The following is a 19,952-nucleotide window of genomic DNA, read 5'->3' as shown; positions in this document are numbered from 1 at the left end:
CCGTCCTCGCCGACCCCCGCGGCGCGCAGGTGCGGGGGTGGCTTCGACCCGGCTGGGGCGTGGCCTCAGCGTGTCGGGGTGAAGCCGCCCCAGACCGAGAGGGCGCCGCGGGGACCGTTGGCGTCGACGCGGTAGCCGTCGTGCTGGGCCTCGCGCTCGCCGGCGGCGTGGTTGTACTGGCCGGCGAAGACATGCTGTCCGGCCGGGACGGTGCGGCCCGGCTTGAGAGTCCAGCGGTAGACCACTGCGCCGCCCTCGTTCTGCACGGTCACGGTGAAGTCGTCGGCGGGCAGCGTCCGCCAACTGCCGGTGCTCTGCACTCCGCCGGTCTGCGTGATGCGCAGTTCCAGGGTGAGTGCGGTGAGCGGCTGGGTGGCCTTGAGCGTGATGTTGCTCTGCGCCCAGTAGGTGTTGCTGCCCGCGTCCAAGGAGCCGGCCGACCACAGGGGCCCGTCCTGGACGTGCGCGCTGCCGGGCCGGGCCGAGCCCGCGCTGCCTGACGTCGCAGGGCTGGGGCTCGTCGAGGACGGGCGGTCCGGCGCGGTCGGGCTACCGGTGGTGGGCGCCGACGGCGTCGGGCGGGGAGTCCCGGACGCGGACGGCGCAGACGGAGCGGACGGTGCGGCGGGGGTGGCTGAGATGTCCGGCCGGTCCGGCGGGGACTCGACGATGGCGGCGACGGCGAAACCCCCGACTGCCAGAATGCCGGCCGTGGCGAGGGAGGCGAGCGCGACCCTGGGCCAGGGCCTCGTGCCTGATGACTCGCGGGGGTCGGCGGGGGCGCCGGACATGCCGCGTTCCATGCGTGCCAGGATCCGGGCGCGGTCGGGCTGGTGGGCCTCGGCGGCTGCGTGCAGCCGCCTGGTGAGCTCCTCGTTCAACGGCTCCTCCTCCCCGCCAACAGTTCCCCGGCTGCTCCTGTGCTGCCCAGCATCCGTTCCAGTTCGGCCATCCCCTTCGAGGTCTGGCTCTTCACCGTACCGACCGATATTCCGAGCGCCAGAGCGGTGTCCTTCTCCGACAGGTCGAAGGCGTGCCGCAGGACCACGCATGCCCGCTTCCGGAACGGCAACCGGTCGAGAGCAGTACGCACGTCCACCACGGCGGCCACGTCCGGACCGTCCAACGGCTCCGCGCCGCGGGACCAGAACAGGGCGATCCGGCGGCGCTCGCGAACCGCGCTGCGGATCCGTGACCGTGCCAGGTTGGCGACCACGCCACGCGCGTAGGCGAGTGGGTACTCGGCCTGGCGCAGCCGGTCCCAGCGCTGCCACAGTGCGATCAGGGCGTCCGCGGCCAGATCGTCGGCACCGTCCGCCTCGCCCGTCAGGAGATGGGCGAACCGGGCGAGTTCGGCGTAGTGGCGTTCGAAGAAGTGGTGGAACTCCGCGGACGCGTCATCGAGGACCATGTCCGTCGGTTCGCCCCCTCCGCAAATGTGTGCGCCAACATCCGAGCGGCAGCGTACCAACGCCCGTTGCGGCCCAGGGCGCTCCGATGCGCCACTCCCCGGATCCGCCACCCGGCCGCGGTGCGGTGTCAGTGCGGAGCGAACTGGACCCGGGTCGGTTGTGCGACGTTCGGCAGCAGCGCGGTCCCGTCGACCGTCAGCTGCTCCCCGTGGATGTCGGTGATCCTCATCGCGCCGCCGCACCCGCTGCCGTCGGCGGAGAGGAAGTAGTTGTACTCGGTACGAGGCAGCCTCCGCCAGCCCTTGGTGGTGCGTACCTCCAGCTGTGCGACCGGATTGCGGTGGTCGATCACCTGGATGCCGCACCAGTGGGGGTTGGACCCGGCCTTGTACCGGACGGAGATCGTGCGGGACGTCTGGGGGCTCAGCAGGCTCCAGGTGATCGGGATGCGGCCGAGCTTGGGATCGGCCAGTTTGGCGAAGGCCTGTTCGCTGAGGTCCAGTTGCCCGGGGGCGCAGGGCAGTGGGCACTCGTTGGTGATCCGGACCGTGATCGAGGCGCCGCTCGCGGCACGGACGCGCACGTAAGCGCCGCACGCCCTGGACGACTCGTAGTCGGTGGCGTTCATCGCCGCGATCATGAGGTCGTCGCTCGGGCCGAACAGGCAGGCGCCGTTGCCGTCGCCGGCGGCGTAGGCGGTGGCGACGCCCTTGTAGGTGGTGTCGGGCTGGATGCGGCCTGCCGACGGTGCCGTGCTGGACGCCGCCTGCGGGGGTGCCTTCACCGAAGGCTGGGGCGCCGCGGTGGTGGTACCGACGGCCGCAGTCGGGGTTTCCGCGGCATGCGAGCTGTCCGTCGGGGGCGCGGGGCTCGTCGGGGGCGCGGGGCTCGTCGGGGTCGAGGGCGTGGCTTCCGCCTGGGTGGCGGCGGGGGCCACCACCTCTGCCCCGACCTCGGCCTTGGGGCCGGGGAGCATGGCCGTTATCAGGCAGACGAGGACGCCCGCGGCGGTCAGCGTCACCGCCGTTCCCCTCATCAGCCTGTGTCTACGCCGGCGCTGCCGCGCGGCCTGCCGTGCAGTCTGCATGTCCGTCCGTTCGAAGATTCGAGTCGAGGTGCACTCCTTGGTCGCCGCAGGATGCGAAAAGGTTGCCGCCGGTTCCCCCCGGGGATGACGAGGAAGCCGGCACGGGCGGGTCTTCCGGGGCGGCCGGGCAGCTGCGTCCCGTATCGGTCCGCTCACTGGGCGCGGGAGTGCGGGGAAATGGGGCTGGGCGGCACGGATGCCGCGCGGAGGAGCTCCGAGTGCGCGGCGACAAGCCCCTGGTGCGCCGGGTCACTCCGTGCTCACCGCCCTGCTCGGCACTGCGGCCTCCTGGCCGGGCTGGACGAGCCGAAGTCGGACCGGATCGCCAAGGCACGGTGTCCGCGGTGGCGTCGTAGTGCTTCGGTCCGTACCCGCGATGAAAGTCCGCAAAAGGGAGGAACCCCAGCCGACGCACGGCTGGGGTTCCTCGAGGCGGTGGGTATCGGTCAGAAGGTGGAGTTGCCCGTGCCGTAAACCGCTCGTCTCGGCACTGGCAGGCCGCCCCGAATCGCGATCACCGCGGACCGGGCAGGTCAGCGCTGCAGGGTGAGGACACCCGGCCGGTACGGCAGTTGGTCGTAGGGGCCGCTCGCGGTGGGGGACTTGCCCTGGTAGAGGAACTGCAGGTTGCAGGGGTCGATGGTCATGGTCTGGTCGGGGTTGTTGCGGACCAGGTCACCGTGGCTGATGTCGTTGGTCCACGTGGCACCGCTGTTGGCCTTGCCCGCGAAGGGGTTGCTTTCACTGGCGGCCTGCGGGGTCCACGAACCGCTCAGGCTGGAGGCCGTGAACGAGCGGAAGTAGCGCTGCTCATTCGCACCCCGAGCCTCAACGATCATGAGGTACTGGTTCTGGCCCTGGACCTTGTACACCTGGGGCGCCTCGAACAGGTTTTTCACCGTGTCGCTCATGACCGTCGTGTACGCCGAGCCGAAGTTGCCCGGGAAATTCCCGATCGGCATGCTCGCCCGGTAGATGCTGCCGTTGTCACCGGCGAAGAACAGGTACATGTTCTGGTCGTCGGCGATCAGGGTCTGGTCGATCGGGGCTGCGCCCGGGATGCTGCCGGTGAACAGCGGCTGCGGCGCGGACCAGCCGTTGGGGTTGGTGGGGTCGCTCGACGTGCGGTAGATGAAGGGCCACGCACCCCACTGGTACGCCAGCACCCAGATTTTCTTGGGCGCGAAGTAGAACAGCGTGGGCGCCACCGTGGCCTGGCTCATCCCGGTCTGGCCTGCCGATGCCATGTCCGGCCAGTTCGTGAAGGGGCTGAACATCATCGAGCCGTACGACGATCCCGACACGTTCGACCCGTAGACCAGGTGCTTGCCGTTGTACACCACGCTGGTGAAGTCCTTCAGCGAGCCCCACCCGTTCGCCGGCTGCGCCAACGCACCCGTCGACGTCCACTTGTACGTCGACGGAAGCGCACACGTGCCGCCCGGCGGCGCGGGCGTCGTCGGGGTCGGCGTCCCGGACGGGCCGGTCCACTTCTGGTTGGTGCCGGACCAGCAGGAGTACAGCTGGATCTTGGTGCGATTGGCGGTGGCCGCGCCGACGGCGTCGAGGCACAGCCCGGACTGGACACCGGCGATCGTGCCGTCGGTGTTGATGTTCCACTGCTGGCCGGCGCCGCCGTTGCAGTCCTCGATGACTACCGCCGCGCCGTTGCCGGTGCCCTTGGCCAAGCCGTCCAGGCACTTGTTGCCGTAGATCATCAGCTGCTTGCCGGAGGTGTAGGTCCAGCGCTGGTTGGCCTGTCCGTTGCAGTCCCACAGCTGCGCCTGGGTGCCATTGGCCGTGGTGGAGCCGTTGATGTCGATACAACGACCGGAGGGGACGCCCTTGATCGCCCCGGTACCCGTCCCGCCGGTGGTCCCGGGGGCGGCCTTGAAGGCGTTCACGACGGCGGTGTGGGCGGCCTTGGGGTTGCCGTTGTTGTCGAACAGCAGGGGGCTTTCGCCGCTGCGCCAGGAGTCGCTGTCACGGATGCCCCATACCGTGATGCCGGTGCACCGGGCCACGGACAGACAGGCCTTGACCGTGTTGGCGTAGTGGGTGGGCGAAGCCTGGGCGATGTCCAGCTCGGTGAGCTGGACGTCGACGCCCAAGGCGGCGAAGTTGGACAAAGTGGTCTGGAAGCTGGCCGGCGGCCCGCCGGGGCCGAAGTGGCTCTGGAACCCGACGCAGTCGATCGGCACGCCGCGGGACTTGAAGTCCTTGACCATGCTGTAGACGCCCTGGGTCTTGGCGTCCGACCAGTTCTCGATGTTGTAGTCGTTGTAGCAGAGCTTGGCCGAGGAGTCGGCCGCCCGGGCGGTGCGGAACGCCTCCTCGATGAAGCCGTTGCCCAGCACGTTCTGGAACACCGAGCTGCGGTGCTGGGTGGAGCCGTCGGCGAACGCCTCGTTGACCACGTCCCAGGCGTAGATCTTGCCCTTGTAGTGGGTCATCTCGGCGGTGATGTGGTTGTTCATCACGCTGCGCAGCGTGTTCGCGTCGCCAATGGAGCTGACCCAGGACGGGAGCTGCGAGTGCCAGACCGTGGTGTGGCCGCGCATGCGCTGGCCGCGCGCCAACGCACGGTTGACGATCTGGTCGGCGGGGCCGAAGTTGAAATTGCCGCGGGACGGTTCGATGGCGTCCCACTTCATCTCGTTCTCCGGGGTGATCATGTTGAACTCCCGGTCCGCGATCGCGGCGTACTTCGGGTCGCCGAGCCTGCCGGAGGCCACAGCGGTGCCGAAGTACCTGCCCGAAGGGGCCGCCTGCGTACCGAGGTTCGCGGCTCCGGCGGAGCTGGGGAGGAGCGTCACGACACCGGCCACCAGCGCCGCGGCCGACAGCCCTATCGTCAGTGTCCGGCGACGCCGGCTGAGCCGGTGCAGGCCTTTCATGCTTCTCCTCGGGGGTCGCGGGTCACCCTGGGTGCCGTGATCGCGCGCGCATCGGCCGGTACGGCCTGATCCGCCGCGGGGTGGGTGCGGTGCAGGACGCGGGGCCGTTCCTGCGTACCGGTCGCCCGGGGTTCGTCGGTGAGTCGCGTCATGGGAAGGGCCTTCTTCAGGGGATACGTGAACGGGGAAGTCGGGGCACCTGCCACGCCGGCCCGTCACGTGAGCGGCGGGAAGGACACCCCACGAAGTGGAGGCCTCCGGACTCGCGGTCTCGTAACGAAAAAGTCGCGCCGCCCGGACGATTGCTCAGTGAGGCATCTCGCAGACAAAAAGCGTTACGCCAAGCCCCGCTGTCTGGTCGTCCCTGTGGATCGTGGTGCAGGATCACCAGCTGTCACTGCGCGACCCCGTCCGACGTGCTCAAGGAGCGGTTCTCAACCCCAGGCCCCGCGCATGATGAAGGAAGCCTGGTCGGCGAAGGCCCGAGTGCCGTCGGAGCCATCGAGCCAGACGCCACCGTCACGGTGGCGGAGGACCGATCCGGGATAGTTGTGCGCGTGCAGGGTTACCGACCCGGCGACCGCGCCGGGCTGCGGACAGAAGGTGGCGTCTTCACGGAACAGTTCGCTGCCGTCGTTGGTGCTCAGCCGTAGCCGCAGGTCACGATGGCGCAGATAGCGGCCGTCGGCGGCGCGGAAGGTGACGCACCGCGTGTCGGCAAGCCCCCGGATGACCGTGAACGTGACCCGCTGCCGTGTCTGCGCGCTGCTGGACGGGGAGACTCGCCCGAGCGTCGCGAAGTCGTCGGCATACGTCAGGTACAGGGCGGGGTCGTCCACGGACTCCAGCGACTGTGCGCCCAGCGGAACAGTGCCTGCGACGGCGGACGGACTCACCGGGGTCGGTCCGGCCGACGTGGTGGTGCCCGACGGGATCGGCGTAGGACTGCCGACCGTGGGAGCGGCGATGACGCTGGGCACCCGGTGCGCCGGTTCGGGCCAGGTCGCGTAGGTGGCGGTGCCGGCGATGAGCACCGCGCCGGTGGCGAGGCTCGCCACCGGATGAGCGGTGACCGCGAAGAGTTTGCCGATCAGCGAGCTGTGCAGACCGCCTCCCCCCGTCGCCGTGCCGACGGCGACGTGTGTCGTGGCCAGCCCGGCGGCGCTCGCGGCCGTACCCGACAGCAGGCCCTTGGCGGCCAGCGCGGCGATGAGTCCGGCAGGGACGGCCAGCGACGCGAGGCTGAGGAGCAGCAGGTCGGCCGGAACCCGTTCTGTCGTCGTCGCCATGCAGATTGGGCAGCCGCGGGTGTGCCGCGCGATCCGCTTGCGCCACACCGAGGCGCGGAGACCGTCCCAGCCGACGACGGTCTCGTCCAACTGCGGACAACGCGGGTCGGCCTCCAGCGCGGCGACGATCGTCCGGCTCAGTTCCAGCTGCTCGCGCATGCGTTGCAGGCGTACTCCGACGTGGGCGACACTGAGCCCCATCGCGGCGGCGATGTCGTCACGGCTCAGCAAGCCGGCGCATTCCTGCCACCACAGCGACAGCAGCACCCGATGGTCCGGGTCGAGCCACCGGCTGGCTTCGACAACCTGACGGCGCTCGTCCGACACATGCAGACGCAGGATCGTCAGGTCCTCAGGTTCGCCGCCGGCGTCCGGTATCTGGAGCGCCTCGTCGATGACCGTGGTCCGGCCGGCGAAGGCGCGTTGCCGCTGCCAGTGGGTATGGATCTGGCGGAGGGTGATCGACACCAGCCAGGACCGGAAGCTCTCCGGGGCACGCAGGGCAGGCAGGTCGCGCACCACGCGCAGCAGGGTTTCCTGGACGACGTCGTCAACGTCGGCATGTCCGCTCAGCGCTCGCCCGACGATGTTGTAGAGCAACGGCAGGTACGCGGCGATCAGCTCCTCGCGCGCCCGATCGTCACCGCCCTGCGCCGCGACGACCAACCTCGCGTGGTCCGCATCCATGAGCCCCATTCCGACCTCCCTCAGGGGAGCGATCCGCCGCGTACGGCGCCGCACCTTGGCGTCGGCAAGGGTATGCGGCCGAAGCCTGTGTTTTGGTCAATGGAACGGGGCCCGCGCCGACTTGGAGGTCCCGGCACCGCGCGTTGTGGGCTTGTCGGTGGTGTTCCGTGGCCGACTCCCACAGATCATCCGGGCGCGTGTCCTTCCGGGCCAAGGCCGTGGACACCAAGGGCACCAGTGCCACCCGGCCATTGGTCAACGCCTACCGCACCACGAGGTGACCTGAAAAAGAATCCGGCTCAAGGCAACCCTTTGCGGGGCCTGTTACCACAAGGAGTCGGGTCCGGCCGTTCCGGTAGCTGGATCCACTTTCCTCTGGTGGCATGCAAGGAGAACACCCCCCATGAAGAACCCCATGAACGGCGGGCGCCGCGGGCGTCACCGCCGTCGCTGGACCGCGACCAGCCTGCTGCTCGGCGTCCCCGCCATCGTCGTGCCGTACCTCCTGTTCGTGCAGGAGGACTCACAAGCGGCGACGGTCGACGGCGATGCCTACTACCGGCTGGTTTCCGTGCGCAGCGGCAAGGTGCTGGACGTCAACGGCTTCTCCACCGCCGACGGCACCCGTATCCAGCAGTGGACCGACCAGAACACCGCCAACCAGCAATGGAAGCTGAGAGCCGCCGGGGACGGTTACTACGAGCTGGTGAACCGCAACAGCGGCAAAGTGCTGGGCATAGCGGGCGATTCGACCGCCCAGGCGACCGCTGCCGAGCAGCAGACCGACAGCTCCTCCACTTCCCAGGAGTGGCGGATCGACGATGTGAGCGGTTCCGACGCCGTCACCTTCACCTCCCGCAGGAGCGGCCGGGTCCTGGACGTCTCCGGAGAGTCCACGGCCGACGGCGCGGCAGTCATCCAGTACCAGGGCAAGGGCAGCACCAACCAGCAGTGGAAGCTGGTGAAGACGGCCAAGACCCAGGCGACCGCGACCGGACCGTATGTGTGGAACAACGCCCAGGTGGTGGGCGGCGGTTACGTCACCGGGCTGGTGTTCAACCCCCGCGAGAAGGGCCTGCTGTACGCGCGCACCGACATGGGCGGCGCCTACCGCTGGGATGCCGCGGCCGAGCAGTGGATCCCGCTCACCGACTGGGTCGGCGAGAAGGACTGGAACCTGCTGGGCATCGATTCGCTGGCCACCGACCCCGTCGACCCCAACCGGTTCTACGCCGCGGCGGGCACCTACACCAACGGCTGGGCGGGCAACGCCGAGCTCCTGCGCTCCACGGACCGGGGCCGCACCTTCCAGCGCACCGCTCTGCCGTTCAAGCTGGGCGCCAACGAGCACGGCCGCGGAGCGGGCGAGCGGCTGGCGGTCAACCCCGCGGACAACGGCACCCTGCTGCTGGGCACCCGCAAGAACGGCCTGTGGCGCAGCACCGACCACGGCGTGACATGGAGTCAGGTCTCCTCGTTCCCCGTCAAGGACGGGGCGAGCAGCGGCGCGGGCGTCACCTTCGTGACGTACGGCCCGGCCGGCAGCAGGACGGTCTACGTCGGCGTCGCCGACAAGTCCACCTCCCTGTACCGCTCCACCGACGGCGGCAGCACCTGGCAGGCCGTCTCCGGGCAGCCCACCGGCGAGATACCGCAGCACGGCGTGGTCTCCGGTGACGGCTCGCTGTACCTGGCGTACGCCAACTCCATCGGCGATGCGACGGCGGGTTCGGTGTGGAAGTACACGCCCGCCGGCGGGGCGTGGAAGAACGTCTCCCCGTCCCAGGGCAACTACGGGTTCTCCGGTCTGGCCGTCGACCCGCAGAAGCCGTCCACGGTGATGGTCACCACCCTCCACCGCTGGTGGCCCCAGGACGAGCTGTACCGGAGCACCGACGGCGGCACGACCTGGAAGGCACAGGCCGCGAAATCCGAGCGGGACGCCTCCGGTGCGCCTTACGTCGGAACCGGCATCGGGCACTGGATGACCGCCCTGGCCATCGACCCCTTCGACTCCGGGCACGTGCTGTACGGCACCGGCAGCGGCATCTGGCGCAGCAAGGACGCGGGCGCCACCGACAACGGCGGCACCAGCCACTGGATCGTGGGGTCCCGGGGGCTGGAGGAGACCTCGCTGATGGACGTGGTCGCCCCGCCCGGCGGCGCCACCGTCATCTCCGCCATGGGTGACCTGGGCGGTTTCCGCCACGACTCCCTGACGAAGGTGCCCGCCGGGCGGCTGGACAACCCGATGATGATCACCAGCACCGACATCGATTTCGCCCAGTCCAATCCCTCGGCGATGGTTCGCGTCGGCCGTGGCGGCGCGCAGGACGGCGCCTACTCCACCGACGGCGGCAGCACCTGGAACGGCTTCAAGTCGGAGCCGGTGGGCAGCGCCGACAGCGGTCATGTCGCGCTCTCGGCGGACGGCTCCGCCATCGTCTGGACCGAGGCCGGTCAGGCCCCGTACCGCTCGACCGACAAGGGGGCGAGCTGGTCGAAGGTCAGCGGCCTGGGCACCGGCGCCGTGGTCGTCGCCGACCGCTCCTCGGCCAAGACCTTCTACTCACTGGCCGACGGCACGCTCTACGCCAGCACCGACGGCGGCGCGACCTTCACCGCCCGCGCCACCAACCTGCCCGCCGGCCGGCTCGCGGCCGTCCCCGGCATCGCCGGGGACCTGTGGATCTCCGGCGGCGACAAGGGGCTGCTGCACTCCACCGACGGCGGTCGCACCTTCACCACGCTCACCACGGTGCGGTCCGGCTCCGCGCTCGGCTTCGGCAAGGCCGCGCCGGGCGCCGACTACCAGGCCCTGTACCTGATCGGTACCGTCAAGGACGTCACCGGAGTCTTCCGCTCCACCGACAAGGGCGCCACCTGGCTCCGCGTCAACGACGACGCCCACCAGTGGGGCAGCATCGGCGGCGTCGGCGTCATCGCCGGCGACCCCGACACCTACGGCCGCGTCTATGTCGGCACCAACGGACGCGGCCTCCAGTACGGCGACCCGTCCTGACCCCAACGCCCGAGCGGTGCCGCAGGCACACAACGGCCTGCGGCACCGCCATGGCTGAGGGACCTCGTCTCGTCCTGCACGAGCTCCTGGGGCTGTCCGGACGACGCGCGACGAGGCGACCCCGCACCGTCAAGGCGTGGAGCAAGGGGCGGTTGGCCGGAGGGGTTGGCTCAGGCCCTCGACGGCACCACCTAGTCCTCTTTTCAGACCGGTCCCCACTGATGCGAGCCTCGAAGAAGGCGGCGCACCGGTGGATGAAGGCAGTGGCGCTGCGGAACAGACGTGTAGCGAGCGCCGGCACGAAACGCTGCACTCCAGGGGAGTCAATATCTATCCCCGCGGTCGGAGAGTTTAATGGACCCCGCAGGGAGAGTTTTTCCGCACCGCACACGATGAAGATATTTAGCGCACACAAACCGCTGCAGCGTGCTACTGTCGATCTCGGTTGCAGTTTTGGTACCCAAAAACTTCAAGCGCTCCAGTCGGCCTCCGCGCCACATTCGAGTGCTTCATATTTCCGGGTCATTTTCCGGCGGGGCATCATGGCGGCGACACGGTGTCCGTACAGTGCGGCCGCCGGTGTACTGCCCCAAAGGAGATACGACATGGCGTCTGGCACCGTGAAGTGGTTCAACGCGGCCAAGGGTTTCGGCTTCATCGAGCAGGACGGTGGCGGCGACGACGTCTTCGCCCACTTCTCGAACATCGCCGCCCAGGGCTTCCGCGAGCTGCTGGAAGGCCAGAAGGTCACCTTCGACATCGCGCAGGGCCAGAAGGGCCCGACGGCCGAGAACATCGTTCCCGCCTGACGCTGACGCGCATTTCGTAGCTGGGGCCCGCATCCCTCGGGGTGCGGGCCCCAGCTGCAAGCATTTCCCGCAGTGGTGTCACCTGCGTGACGAAGTATTCAGGGTTACAGCCTGCTCGGCGCTTCACCCGTTCGCTTTTTCTTGGTTTCGCGTCCGTATGACGCCGCCCCATCCCAGCGCATGCGCCCGTACAGAATCCCTGTAGGGCCAGAGTCGCTTTCGCATTCCATTCGGCCCGTTCTTGTGATTCCCCGTGCTGCGTTTCCGCTGCGGGAATTCCTTGATATGTGCCGCATCAAGGAAGGTTCTGAATGAACCGCACACGTACGAACGACCGTTCCTCTCGCACCCGCAGCCGCACCGGCGGCCCCGCTTTCGGCGCTGCCGCCGGTTCGGAGCGCGGCAGCCGCTTCGGCTCGTCGGCCCCGAGCCGTTCCGGAGGGCCGAGCCGTTCCGGAGGTCCGAGCCGTTCCGGAGGTCCGAGCCGCTCCGGCGGCTACGGCCGCCGGCCCGCCGCGATCCAAGGCGAGTTCGCCCTGCCGAAGACGATCACTCCCGCGCTGCCCGCCGTCGAGGCCTTCGCCGATCTCGACATGCCGGCCGAGCTGTTGGCCGCCCTCGGCGCGCAGGGGCTGAGCGTGCCGTTCCCGATCCAGGGCGCCACCCTGCCCAACACCCTCGCAGGCCGCGACGTCCTCGGCCGCGGGCGCACCGGCTCCGGCAAGACCCTCGCCTTCGGCCTCGCGCTGCTGGCCCGTACCGCCGGACAGCGCGCCGAGCCGCGCCAGCCGCTGGCCCTGGTCCTCGTCCCCACCCGCGAGCTCGCCCAGCAGGTCACGGACGCCCTCACCCCGTACGCCCGCGCCGTGAAGCTGCGCCTGACCACGGTCGTCGGCGGCATGTCGATCGGCAAGCAGGCCGGAGCGCTGCGCGGAGGCGCGGAGGTCGTCGTGGCCACGCCCGGCCGGTTGAAGGACCTCATCGACCGGGGTGAATGCCGGCTGAACCAGGTCGCGATCGCCGTCCTGGACGAGGCCGACCAGATGGCCGACATGGGCTTCATGCCGCAGGTCACCGCCCTGCTCGATCAGGTGCGCCCGGAGGGCCAGCGGATGCTGTTCTCCGCCACCCTCGACCGCAACGTCGACCTGCTGGTCCGCCGCTACCTCACCGACCCGGTCGTGCACTCGGTGGACCCCTCGGCCGGTGCGGTGACGACGATGGAACACCACGTGCTGCACGTCCACGGCGCCGACAAGCACCGTACGACGACGGAGATCGCGGCGCGCGAGGGCCGGGTGATGATGTTCCTGGACACCAAGCACGCCGTGGACCGGCTGACCCAGGACCTGCTGAACAGCGGTGTCCGCGCACCGACCCCAAGGACTACCTGCACCGCGGCGGCCGCACCGCCCGCGCCGGCGAGTCCGGCAGCGTCGTCACCCTGGTCACGCCGAACCAGCGCCGCGACATGACCCGCCTCATGCAGGCCGCCGGCATCACCCCGCAGACCACCCAGGTCCGCTCCGGCGAAGAGGCCCTGAACCGCATCACCGGCGCCCAGGCCCCCTCCGGCGTCCCCGTCGTCATCACCGCACCGGTCGTCGAACGCGCCAAGCGCAGCACCGCTTCCCGGGGCAGGCGCCGGCCCGCTTCGACGGCCCGGCGCGTGAGCGTGCGGCAGTCCGCCTTCGATGCGGCGGCCTGAGAAGCACTTGATCAGGAAACTGACCCATCTCTGCAGGAGGCACGTTTTGACGCTGGTCCAGATGCAGCCCCGCTCGGCGAACACCAACCCTGTGCACCGGACGGTGGACGACGCGATGGAGGCGGCCGGTCCACAGGTCTATGACGACATGACGGTCGAGGTGGCCCTGGCCGTCATGGCCGGCGCCCGCGCGGGTCATCTGCTCGTCTGCGACGAGGACGGCCTGTGCACCGGGCTGGTCACCCAGGGCCGGCTCGCCGCCATCCGCGACAGCGCGGCGTACACCGACCGGGTCCGTCTCCGCGACGTGCTGGGGGACCGCGGGCCGGTCGCCTCACCCGCGACCACGATGGCCGAAGCCGAACACGCGATGCGCTACCGCCGGCTCGATGCCCTGCCGGTCGTCGATGACCAGGGCAGTGCTCTGGGCGTCCTCGCCCTTGCCCGCTGAACCGCCTCACCACGGCACGACCGTCCCCCCTTCTTCTTCCTGTGAGGCAACATGCGCTGTGTCATCGCCCGTTTCCCGTTCGACCTGACCAAGAGCGGTGTCCTGGAGTCGATGAAGGGCATCAAGCCCGAGCAGGTCGTCGGCGAGTCAGTGATCATCGGGCGCCGTACCTACCCCGCCAAGCAGGTCGGCCAGGTCATCACTCGGCAGGACCGCCGTGACTTCAGCGCCGGTGAAGTCCTCCGGGCCATGACCCAGCTCGGGTTCACCTGCCGCAGCCTCCCCCGGGCCGCCGTGCCCACGCGCGTCCTCAGCCCGTTCCAGCAGGCTTCCGCGATGCTCGGCATCCCGGTGACCGTCTGACGGACAGGACCGGCGCGAGCCGACACCCGAACAGCGAGGAGGGCCCGACCGGCACGTGCCGGTCGGGCCCTCCCGCATACCCGGGGGTTACGCGAATGTGGGGTCAGTGGTCGGAGTAGCTGAAGTCGCCCATGGTCCAGGCGCTGACATCCGCGATCGAGACGCGATACATCCCACCCGTCTCCGGGATCCCCACCGTGCCCTGAAGGATGCGGGCCACGTGGAAGTGCAGATGGGTGGGCGGCCCCTCTTGGGGCGTCGTGGCGGTGAAGATGGCGGCGAACTCGCCCAGGCGGGCGGAGTCCGTCAGGACCTCCGACACCCGCTGCCTCCACACGGCTTCGGGTGCCAGCCGACCGGTGATGACAGCGCCACCGGTGACAACGGTCAGGGACATCTGATTGCTCTGCCCGGACTCCACCAGGGTGGCAACGTCAACGAGCAGCTCGTCAGGCTTCGACATGGGAGCCGATTTTATGCACCGGCCGTCCCGTTCTCTCGACCGGGAGGACTACTGGCCCCTGGCTATCTGATCCCTGCGCCCCCGCCCCCACTGCACGCCAACCCGACTCAGATTGCGTCTGGGCCGACCGCGAAGCTCTGCTCTCCTCGGCGGGGACGAAAATCTATGACGGCCGAGGTAGACATTGGGCAGTGACGTGGGTACGGTTTCTCTCGTAGCCCAGAGAGACCGCAGGGCCCGGCACAGATGAACTGCCGGGCAGCAGTACCCGCAGTACGCAGTACCCGCAGTTGCATTCGCATGACGGTGCGGTGGTGGAGTTCCGAAGCCAGGGTTGTTGCAGGACGGCGACGGGACTGACGACCGGACCGGGTGGCCCGCAGTCATCAGGGGCCGCCGTGAAGTAAGTGAGCAGCACCTCGGTGAAAGCGTCGGCTGCGGGCGCGCGCACCGGGAAGTTCGGCAGTGGGGTTCCAAGCCAGAGCAGACGCAGGACGGGCAACGGGGCTGGCTGCCGAAGAGTGGCGCTGACGCAGGCCACCAGCAGGACGCGCAGTCTCTCCCGTTTGTAAGCAGTTGATCACCGAGGGAAGAACGGAGGAGTTGAGGCGCCATCAGGATCGCCCGGGCGGAAGTTGAGCCCGGGTACCGCAGGACATCGATAGTGAGGTGGTCTCCGGTCGAGCAACCGCGATCCCCGCACAGCCTGTCCCCGTTCGGACAGGTAGGCGGAAACAGTAGGCCGGCGCAGGACTAGGGCCGGCAGATGGTGTAGCAGTTCCTTCGGGGCCCTGGTGTCGTACGCGCCAGGGCCCCTCTCCGTGTTCCGACCCCTTTCCCTACCTGTTTCGCAGTGAGGTGCGATGACAGCAGACGATCCGTTCGGCCGTCTCGACGACGACGGCTACCCCGCCTACACGATGGGCCGGGCCGCCGAGATGCTCGGCACCACCCAGGGCTTCCTCCGCGCCATCGGCGAAGCCCGCCTCATCACCCCACTCCGCTCCGAGGGCGGCCACCGCCGCTACTCCCGCTCCCAACTGCGGATCGCCGCCCGCGCCCGCGAACTCGTCGACCACGGCACCCCCATCGAGGCGGCCTGCCGGATCGTGATGCTCGAAGTCCGACTCGAAGAAGCGCAGCGCGTCAACGCCGAGTACCGTCGCGCAGCGGCCGAGGTGCATCCACGGACAGCGGCCTGAGGCGGGCGCGCCCGCCGGTTTCGGCGGGCGCGCCCCACCCGTGCATGTCGGGTCGCGACGCGTGCTCGTTTCCCTCTGGTGACAGCCTGCTGTCGGCGTGTAGCGTCTGCGTCAGCTGTCGTGGTTCGGAAGTTCCCCTTGCCCGCGCGTTCGGCGTGGGCGTTTTGCTGTGCTGTGCCGCAGGAACCAGGGCGATCACCTCCGCCTTCCGCATGGAGCGGGAGGCGTCCATCGACTGGAAGGCATGAGACATGGCTACGGGAACTGTGAAGTGGTTCAACGCGGAGAAGGGCTTCGGCTTCATCGCCCAGGACGGCGGCGGCCCGGACGTGTTCGCCCACTACTCCGCGATCAACTCCTCGGGCTTCCGTGAGCTCCAGGAGGGCCAGGTCGTGACGTTCGACGTCACCCAGGGCCAGAAGGGCCCCCAGGCCGAGAACATCAACCCGGCCTGACCTTCACCACCCGCGGGCGCGGAGACCGGCGCGTAAGGCTGCCCCGCAGCCCGTACCGCCCGACCTGAACAGCGGACGCCTGCGATGTCGGCGGGATCCGCCGCGTACCGAATCAGGGCCGCGCAGCTGTTGCTGCGCGGCCCTGATCTGTGTCCAGGCCGGGGCCCGGCCCCGCTGCCCCGCATCCTCGAACAGCTGCGCGGCGTCGGCCCGGTGCGGTTCGTGTTCCGAGGTCAGGTGCTGCGCCGGTCGCGGCTGTCCTGGCGGAGGTGGTCGGTGTGTCGGGTCATGGCGTCGAGGTGATCGACGAGAGCCGAGTCCTCGGGGCGCAGGTGAGGCCGGGTGTCGGTCAGGGGCCGGACGAGGCGGGCTGCGTCGTTGTCGGCCAGGGCCCGGTTCAGTTCGCCGACGGCCGCCGCGGCGGCGTCGGGAAGGTCGGTGAGGGCGGTGATCTGGCCGGCGAGCCGGCGCAGGTCGGCCGCGTTGTCCCGGGCCCAGGCCGTGACGGCGCGGTCTGCGGCACGTGTGTCGCGGGTGGCCTGGACGCGTTCCTCGCCCGTGCTTCCGGCCGTGCCGGGGCGCAGGCGCAGGTAGCGGCGTTCGGCGGCCTGGCGGCTCGCGACCCCGAGGGGTCCGGCGAGGTCGGCCCAGCTCGCGCCCTGGCCCCGGGCTGTTTCGATCAGGCCGCTCTCCCAGCCGGCGAGCTGTTCACGGATCTCGCGCAGCATCAGCAGCGCGGCCAGCGCCGGGTGCGGGCCCGCGCCTGTCGGCTCGGTCGGGGGCGTTCCGGCAGAGGAACGCTGCGCGTGCCTCACGGCCTGGTCGATCGCGTCCAGTGCTGCGGCGGCGGCCGGGAAAGGGATCGGCTCGGGCGGCTCAGGGGCCTCGTTCATCACGGTCTCCAGTCTGTCACCCTCCGGATGACTGCTTGCTTGTCATCGTTCCGATGACATGTTACAACGGAAGCACGTTGAAGCGCATGGGCAGTTCCTGCCTGAACCAACTGGAGGTGTTTCGCGATGTTGATGCGCACTGACCCGTTCCGCGAGATGGACCGGATCGTCCAGCAGCTGTCGGGTACGTCGGGTACCTGGTCGAAGCCGTCCGTGATGCCGATGGACGCCTACCGGCAGGGCGACGTGTACGTGATCGCCTTCGACCTCCCCGGCGTGAGCACCGAGGCGATCGACATCGACGTCGAGCGGAACATGCTGACCGTGAAGGCCGAGCGCCGGCCCGCGGGGAAGTCCGACGGTGTGCAGATGGAGCTCTCCGAGCGGCCCCTGGGCGTCTTCTCCCGCCAGGTCATGCTGGCCGACACCCTCGACACCGAGCACATCGAAGCCGACTACGACGCGGGCGTCCTGACCCTGCGGATCCCGATCGCCGAGCGGGCCAAGCCCCGCAAGATCAGCATCGGCGGCGAATCCGGCCGCAAGCAGATTTCCGGCTGAACAGCCTGGCACCAGCGGCGGAGGACGGGGAACCGATCCCCCTCCGGCAGCCCGTCCTCCGCGCCCCTCCTCGTCCCTTCACCCCTCCCCTGAGGTGACGTGATGTCGATACGCAGGGAGGCGTTCCTGGCCCACGTCCGGGAACGCGGCGAGTACCAGACCCCACAGGAAGCCGAACGCGTGGCCCGCGTCGTCCTGGCCCTGCTCGGCGCGCACTTGGCCGGCACCATACGAGCCGAACTCGCGGCCCGGCTCCCCGAGACGTACGCCCTGATCCTCCTCAATCCCCTGCAGGCCGCCGAACCGCTCTCCCCCGAACGCTTCGTCCGCGCGACCGCGGCCTGGATCGAAGGCGCCACCGAGAAGACCGCCCTGTGGGACATCGGCGCGGTCCTGTCCACCGTGGCCGCCGCGGCGGGTGACGTCCTCATGCGCGAGGTCCTGCTCCAGCTCCCGCCCGGCTACGACCTCCTCTTCGGCCACCCCCAGCCCACCTGACCAGCGCCGACGGCCGGAACCCGAACCTTCGAAGAGAAAGGCAACCGCAGCACCATGTACGACCAGCCTCGACCGAACCGGCCCACCCCCGCCATGACGTTCGACCAGATGCTGGAACGCGTCCGCTACGAGGGCGCCTACCCCACCCGCGAACGCGCGGAAGAAGCCGTCCGCACCGTTCTTGCCGCGCTCGGCCGCCAGGTCACCGGTGACGAGCGCGTCGACCTCGCCCAGTGCCTGCCCGTCGAAGCCGCCCTCGCCCTGACCGCGCAGATCCCCGAGACCGAGCAGCTCACCGGCTGGGGCTTCGTCAAGGACCTGGCCGCCCGAACCGGCGTGAGCCCGGCCATCGCCCGCTGGGACACCGGCGCCGTACTCGCCACCGTCGCCGCGCTCGCCGGACCCGACCTCCTTGCCCGCGTCCTCCAGCGACTCCCCGACGACTACGCCCTCCTCTTCGGACAGGCGCAACTGCGCCGGCCTCAGCGCGCCGCCGCCTGACCGGAGCCGGCTGCGCGCGGACATGCAACGGGGCCGGGACCGCTCCTGCGGTCCCGGCCCCGTGCACACGAGCGGTCAGTGCTTGAAGGTGTCCTTGATCTTTTCCTTGGCCTCGCGGGCATCGCCCTTGGCCTGCTCCGCGCGGCCCTCGCCGGTCAGCCGCTCATTGCCCGTCAGGCGGCCAGCGGTCTCCTTGAGCTTGCCCTTGGCCTGCTCGCCCTTCGCCTCGGCCTTCTGCTCACCAGACACAGCTGATCACTCCCTGTTCGTCGGAAAGGACTTACAGAACCCCGTATGACCGGTGGGAGCCCTCCTAAACAGACGGGCCGGCCATGGTGACGAGCCGGGACCGCGTCAGGCCGGCTCGGTCAGGACGTGGCCGGCGTCGGGGAGATCGTGGACGTGAGCGGCCGCACCCTCCAGCGGCAGGAGAGGGCGCAGGGGACAGTCAGCCGGTGTGTGGTCGTGGTCGACTTCCCAGGTGGGCAAGGGTGCGGCGGGGGCGCAGCTGGTGGAGACGGCGTAGAGGTTGCCGAAGCAGCCCCGGCACACCAGTGCAGCGTGGTTCACGTGAGCGCCTCCGGTCGAACCGACTCGGCTGCGCCCTCCACGGGGCGGGGCTCCCCGCCAGGTGGAGCCGACCTTCGGCACGCTTGTTCCGGAAGACGGCTCACCGCTCTGCGCTTGCCGCTGCCGACCTGTGCGCCGCGGCAGGAGTCCGTCCAATGATCGTCCGTCACGTTCGTCAAAACGATTCTTCCCTCCTCCAGGACACCGTTTCCGCTGTGCCGCGACGGTCTCGGCCTGGCAGAGACGAACTGCCGGGCAGCAGTACCCGCAGTACGCAGTACCCGCAGTTGCAGTTCGCAGGACGGTGCGGTGGTGGAGTTCCGAAGCCAGGGTTGTTGAAGGACGGCGACGGGACTGACGACCGGACCGGGTGGCCCGCAGTCATCAGGGGCCGCCGTGAGCAGTACCGCAGTAAACGCAGTGGCAGTACCCGTAAGTGCAGTGCGCAGTACCCAGCAGTGAAGTAATGAGCAGCACCTCGGTGAAGGCGTCGGCTGCGGGCGCGCGCACCGGGAAGTTCGGCAGTGGGGTTCTAAGCCAGAGCAGACGCAGGATGGGCAACGGGGCTGGCTGCCGAAGAGTGGCGCTGACGCAGGCCACCAGCAGTACGCAGTAGCGCAGTACCAGCAGTACCAGCAGTAAGCAGTAAGCAGTTGATCACCGAGGGAAGAACGGAGGAGCCGAGCACCATCAGGATCGCCCGGGTGGAAGTTGAGCCCGGGTACCGCAGGACATCGATAGTGAGGTGGTCTCCGGTCAAGCAACCGCGATCCCCGCACACCCGGCAGCATCTCGGTCGGGTCGGCGGAAACACAGGGTCGGCGCAGTATCAGGGCCGACAGATGGTGTAGTAGTTCCTTCGGGGCCCTGGTGCCGTACGGCACCAGGGCCCCTCCACGCGTTCCATGAGAGAGGTTCAATGACAGCAGACGACTCGTTCGGCCGTCTCGACGACGACGATTACCCCGCCTACACCATGGGCCGGGCGGCAGACATGCTCGGCACCACCCAGGGCTTCCTCCGTGCCCTCGGAGAGGCCCGCCTGATCACCCCGCTCCGCTCCGAGGGCGGCCACCGCCGCTAC

Annotated in this window: 20 protein-coding genes and 1 pseudogene; 11 read left to right on the top strand and 10 right to left on the bottom strand. The window is 69.5% G+C overall.

Annotation, left to right across the window (positions count from 1 at the left end):
* Positions 1-65: 65 nt before the first annotated feature.
* From IF88_RS0109265 to IF88_RS0109245, 6 genes are all read right to left on the bottom strand, one after another.
* Positions 66-881, bottom strand: coding sequence for a hypothetical protein (locus tag IF88_RS0109265; RefSeq protein WP_030709167.1), 816 nt, complete (start codon positions 879-881; stop codon positions 66-68).
* Entirely contained in the window at positions 878-1,411 is a 534-nt protein-coding gene (locus IF88_RS0109260; RefSeq protein WP_030709166.1) for a SigE family RNA polymerase sigma factor, read from the bottom strand. The genes IF88_RS0109265 and IF88_RS0109260 overlap by 4 nt, the downstream gene beginning before the upstream one ends.
* Positions 1,412-1,539: 128 nt before the next feature.
* Positions 1,540-2,448 carry an expansin EXLX1 family cellulose-binding protein gene (locus IF88_RS0109255; protein WP_234323465.1) on the bottom strand — a complete coding sequence of 303 codons (909 nt, stop codon included), beginning with the start codon at positions 2,446-2,448 and terminating at the stop codon, positions 1,540-1,542.
* A 584-nt stretch (positions 2,449-3,032) separates the two neighbouring features.
* Complete coding sequence (locus IF88_RS0109250; RefSeq protein WP_030709162.1) at positions 3,033-5,396, bottom strand: non-reducing end alpha-L-arabinofuranosidase family hydrolase; 2,364 nt, start codon at positions 5,394-5,396, stop codon at positions 3,033-3,035.
* Positions 5,393-5,548 carry a hypothetical protein gene (locus tag IF88_RS46450; protein WP_158754331.1) on the bottom strand — a complete coding sequence of 52 codons (156 nt, stop codon included), beginning with the start codon at positions 5,546-5,548 and terminating at the stop codon, positions 5,393-5,395. Before IF88_RS46450 ends, IF88_RS0109250 begins: the two co-directional genes overlap by 4 nt.
* Before the next feature lie 282 nt (positions 5,549-5,830).
* Positions 5,831-7,372 (bottom strand): sigma-70 family RNA polymerase sigma factor, encoded by a 1,542-nt coding sequence (locus IF88_RS0109245; RefSeq protein ID WP_078892808.1) that lies wholly within the window; start codon positions 7,370-7,372, stop codon positions 5,831-5,833.
* A 403-nt stretch (positions 7,373-7,775) separates the two neighbouring features.
* On the opposite strand from IF88_RS0109245, the gene IF88_RS0109240 reads away from it, so the two are divergent.
* From IF88_RS0109240 to IF88_RS0109220, 5 genes and pseudogenes are all read left to right on the top strand, one after another.
* The gene (locus IF88_RS0109240) at positions 7,776-10,394 is read left to right on the top strand and encodes an RICIN domain-containing protein (RefSeq protein WP_030709150.1); all 2,619 of its coding nucleotides are present in this window, start codon (positions 7,776-7,778) and stop codon (positions 10,392-10,394) included.
* Positions 10,395-10,999: 605 nt separating this feature from the next.
* Positions 11,000-11,203 (top strand): cold-shock protein, encoded by a 204-nt coding sequence (locus IF88_RS0109235; RefSeq protein WP_030647895.1) that lies wholly within the window; start codon positions 11,000-11,002, stop codon positions 11,201-11,203.
* Between the two features lie 311 nt (positions 11,204-11,514).
* A pseudogene (locus IF88_RS40165) lies at positions 11,515-12,911 on the top strand (DEAD/DEAH box helicase).
* A gap of 46 nt (positions 12,912-12,957) precedes the next feature.
* Positions 12,958-13,362 (top strand): CBS domain-containing protein, encoded by a 405-nt coding sequence (locus tag IF88_RS49020; RefSeq protein ID WP_030709148.1) that lies wholly within the window; start codon positions 12,958-12,960, stop codon positions 13,360-13,362.
* 51 nt (positions 13,363-13,413) lie between these two features.
* Entirely contained in the window at positions 13,414-13,725 is a 312-nt protein-coding gene (locus IF88_RS0109220) for an SCO5918 family protein (RefSeq protein WP_030709146.1), read from the top strand.
* Positions 13,726-13,828: 103 nt separating this feature from the next.
* Here the strand turns inward: IF88_RS0109220 and IF88_RS0109215 are convergent, their stop codons facing one another.
* Positions 13,829-14,188 (bottom strand): hypothetical protein, encoded by a 360-nt coding sequence (locus IF88_RS0109215; RefSeq protein WP_030709144.1) that lies wholly within the window; start codon positions 14,186-14,188, stop codon positions 13,829-13,831.
* A gap of 863 nt (positions 14,189-15,051) precedes the next feature.
* Here IF88_RS0109215 and IF88_RS0109210 point away from each other — a divergent pair.
* Together IF88_RS0109210 and IF88_RS0109205 are read left to right on the top strand one after the other, a co-directional pair.
* Positions 15,052-15,390 (top strand): MerR family transcriptional regulator, encoded by a 339-nt coding sequence (locus IF88_RS0109210; RefSeq protein ID WP_030709142.1) that lies wholly within the window; start codon positions 15,052-15,054, stop codon positions 15,388-15,390.
* 251 nt (positions 15,391-15,641) lie between these two features.
* A complete protein-coding gene (locus IF88_RS0109205; protein ID WP_008735947.1) occupies positions 15,642-15,845 on the top strand; it encodes a cold-shock protein in 204 nt (67 codons plus the stop codon).
* A gap of 233 nt (positions 15,846-16,078) precedes the next feature.
* On the opposite strand, the gene IF88_RS0109200 is transcribed toward IF88_RS0109205, so the two are convergent.
* The gene (locus IF88_RS0109200; protein WP_030709140.1) at positions 16,079-16,738 is read right to left on the bottom strand and encodes a hypothetical protein; all 660 of its coding nucleotides are present in this window, start codon (positions 16,736-16,738) and stop codon (positions 16,079-16,081) included.
* 126 nt (positions 16,739-16,864) lie between these two features.
* Here IF88_RS0109200 and IF88_RS0109195 point away from each other — a divergent pair, with 126 nt between their 5' ends.
* From IF88_RS0109195 to IF88_RS0109185, 3 genes are all read left to right on the top strand, one after another.
* Positions 16,865-17,299: an Hsp20/alpha crystallin family protein gene (locus IF88_RS0109195; protein ID WP_030709139.1), complete on the top strand. Its 435-nt coding sequence runs from the start codon at positions 16,865-16,867 to the stop codon at positions 17,297-17,299.
* A gap of 102 nt (positions 17,300-17,401) precedes the next feature.
* Positions 17,402-17,797, top strand: a complete 396-nt coding sequence (locus IF88_RS0109190) for a DUF2267 domain-containing protein (RefSeq protein ID WP_030709138.1) — start codon at positions 17,402-17,404, stop codon at positions 17,795-17,797.
* Positions 17,798-17,851: 54 nt separating this feature from the next.
* Positions 17,852-18,298, top strand: a complete 447-nt coding sequence (locus IF88_RS0109185) for a DUF2267 domain-containing protein (RefSeq protein WP_030709137.1) — start codon at positions 17,852-17,854, stop codon at positions 18,296-18,298.
* A 75-nt stretch (positions 18,299-18,373) separates the two neighbouring features.
* Here IF88_RS0109185 and IF88_RS43295 read toward each other — a convergent pair whose 3' ends face one another.
* Together IF88_RS43295 and IF88_RS0109175 are read right to left on the bottom strand one after the other, a co-directional pair.
* Positions 18,374-18,547: a CsbD family protein gene (locus IF88_RS43295; RefSeq protein WP_078892791.1), complete on the bottom strand. Its 174-nt coding sequence runs from the start codon at positions 18,545-18,547 to the stop codon at positions 18,374-18,376.
* A 105-nt stretch (positions 18,548-18,652) separates the two neighbouring features.
* Complete coding sequence (locus IF88_RS0109175) at positions 18,653-18,868, bottom strand: hypothetical protein (RefSeq protein ID WP_030709136.1); 216 nt, start codon at positions 18,866-18,868, stop codon at positions 18,653-18,655.
* 919 nt (positions 18,869-19,787) lie between these two features.
* Here IF88_RS0109175 and IF88_RS0109170 point away from each other — a divergent pair.
* A partial coding sequence (locus IF88_RS0109170) for a MerR family DNA-binding transcriptional regulator (protein WP_030709134.1) occupies positions 19,788-19,952 on the top strand: 165 nt, incomplete at its 3' end.

The sequence above is a fragment of the Streptomyces sp. NRRL F-2580 genome (assembly GCF_000720115.1).
Taxonomy (GTDB): Bacteria; Actinomycetota; Actinomycetes; order Streptomycetales; family Streptomycetaceae; genus Streptomyces.
This window is presented reverse-complemented; position numbering and strand designations above follow the sequence as displayed.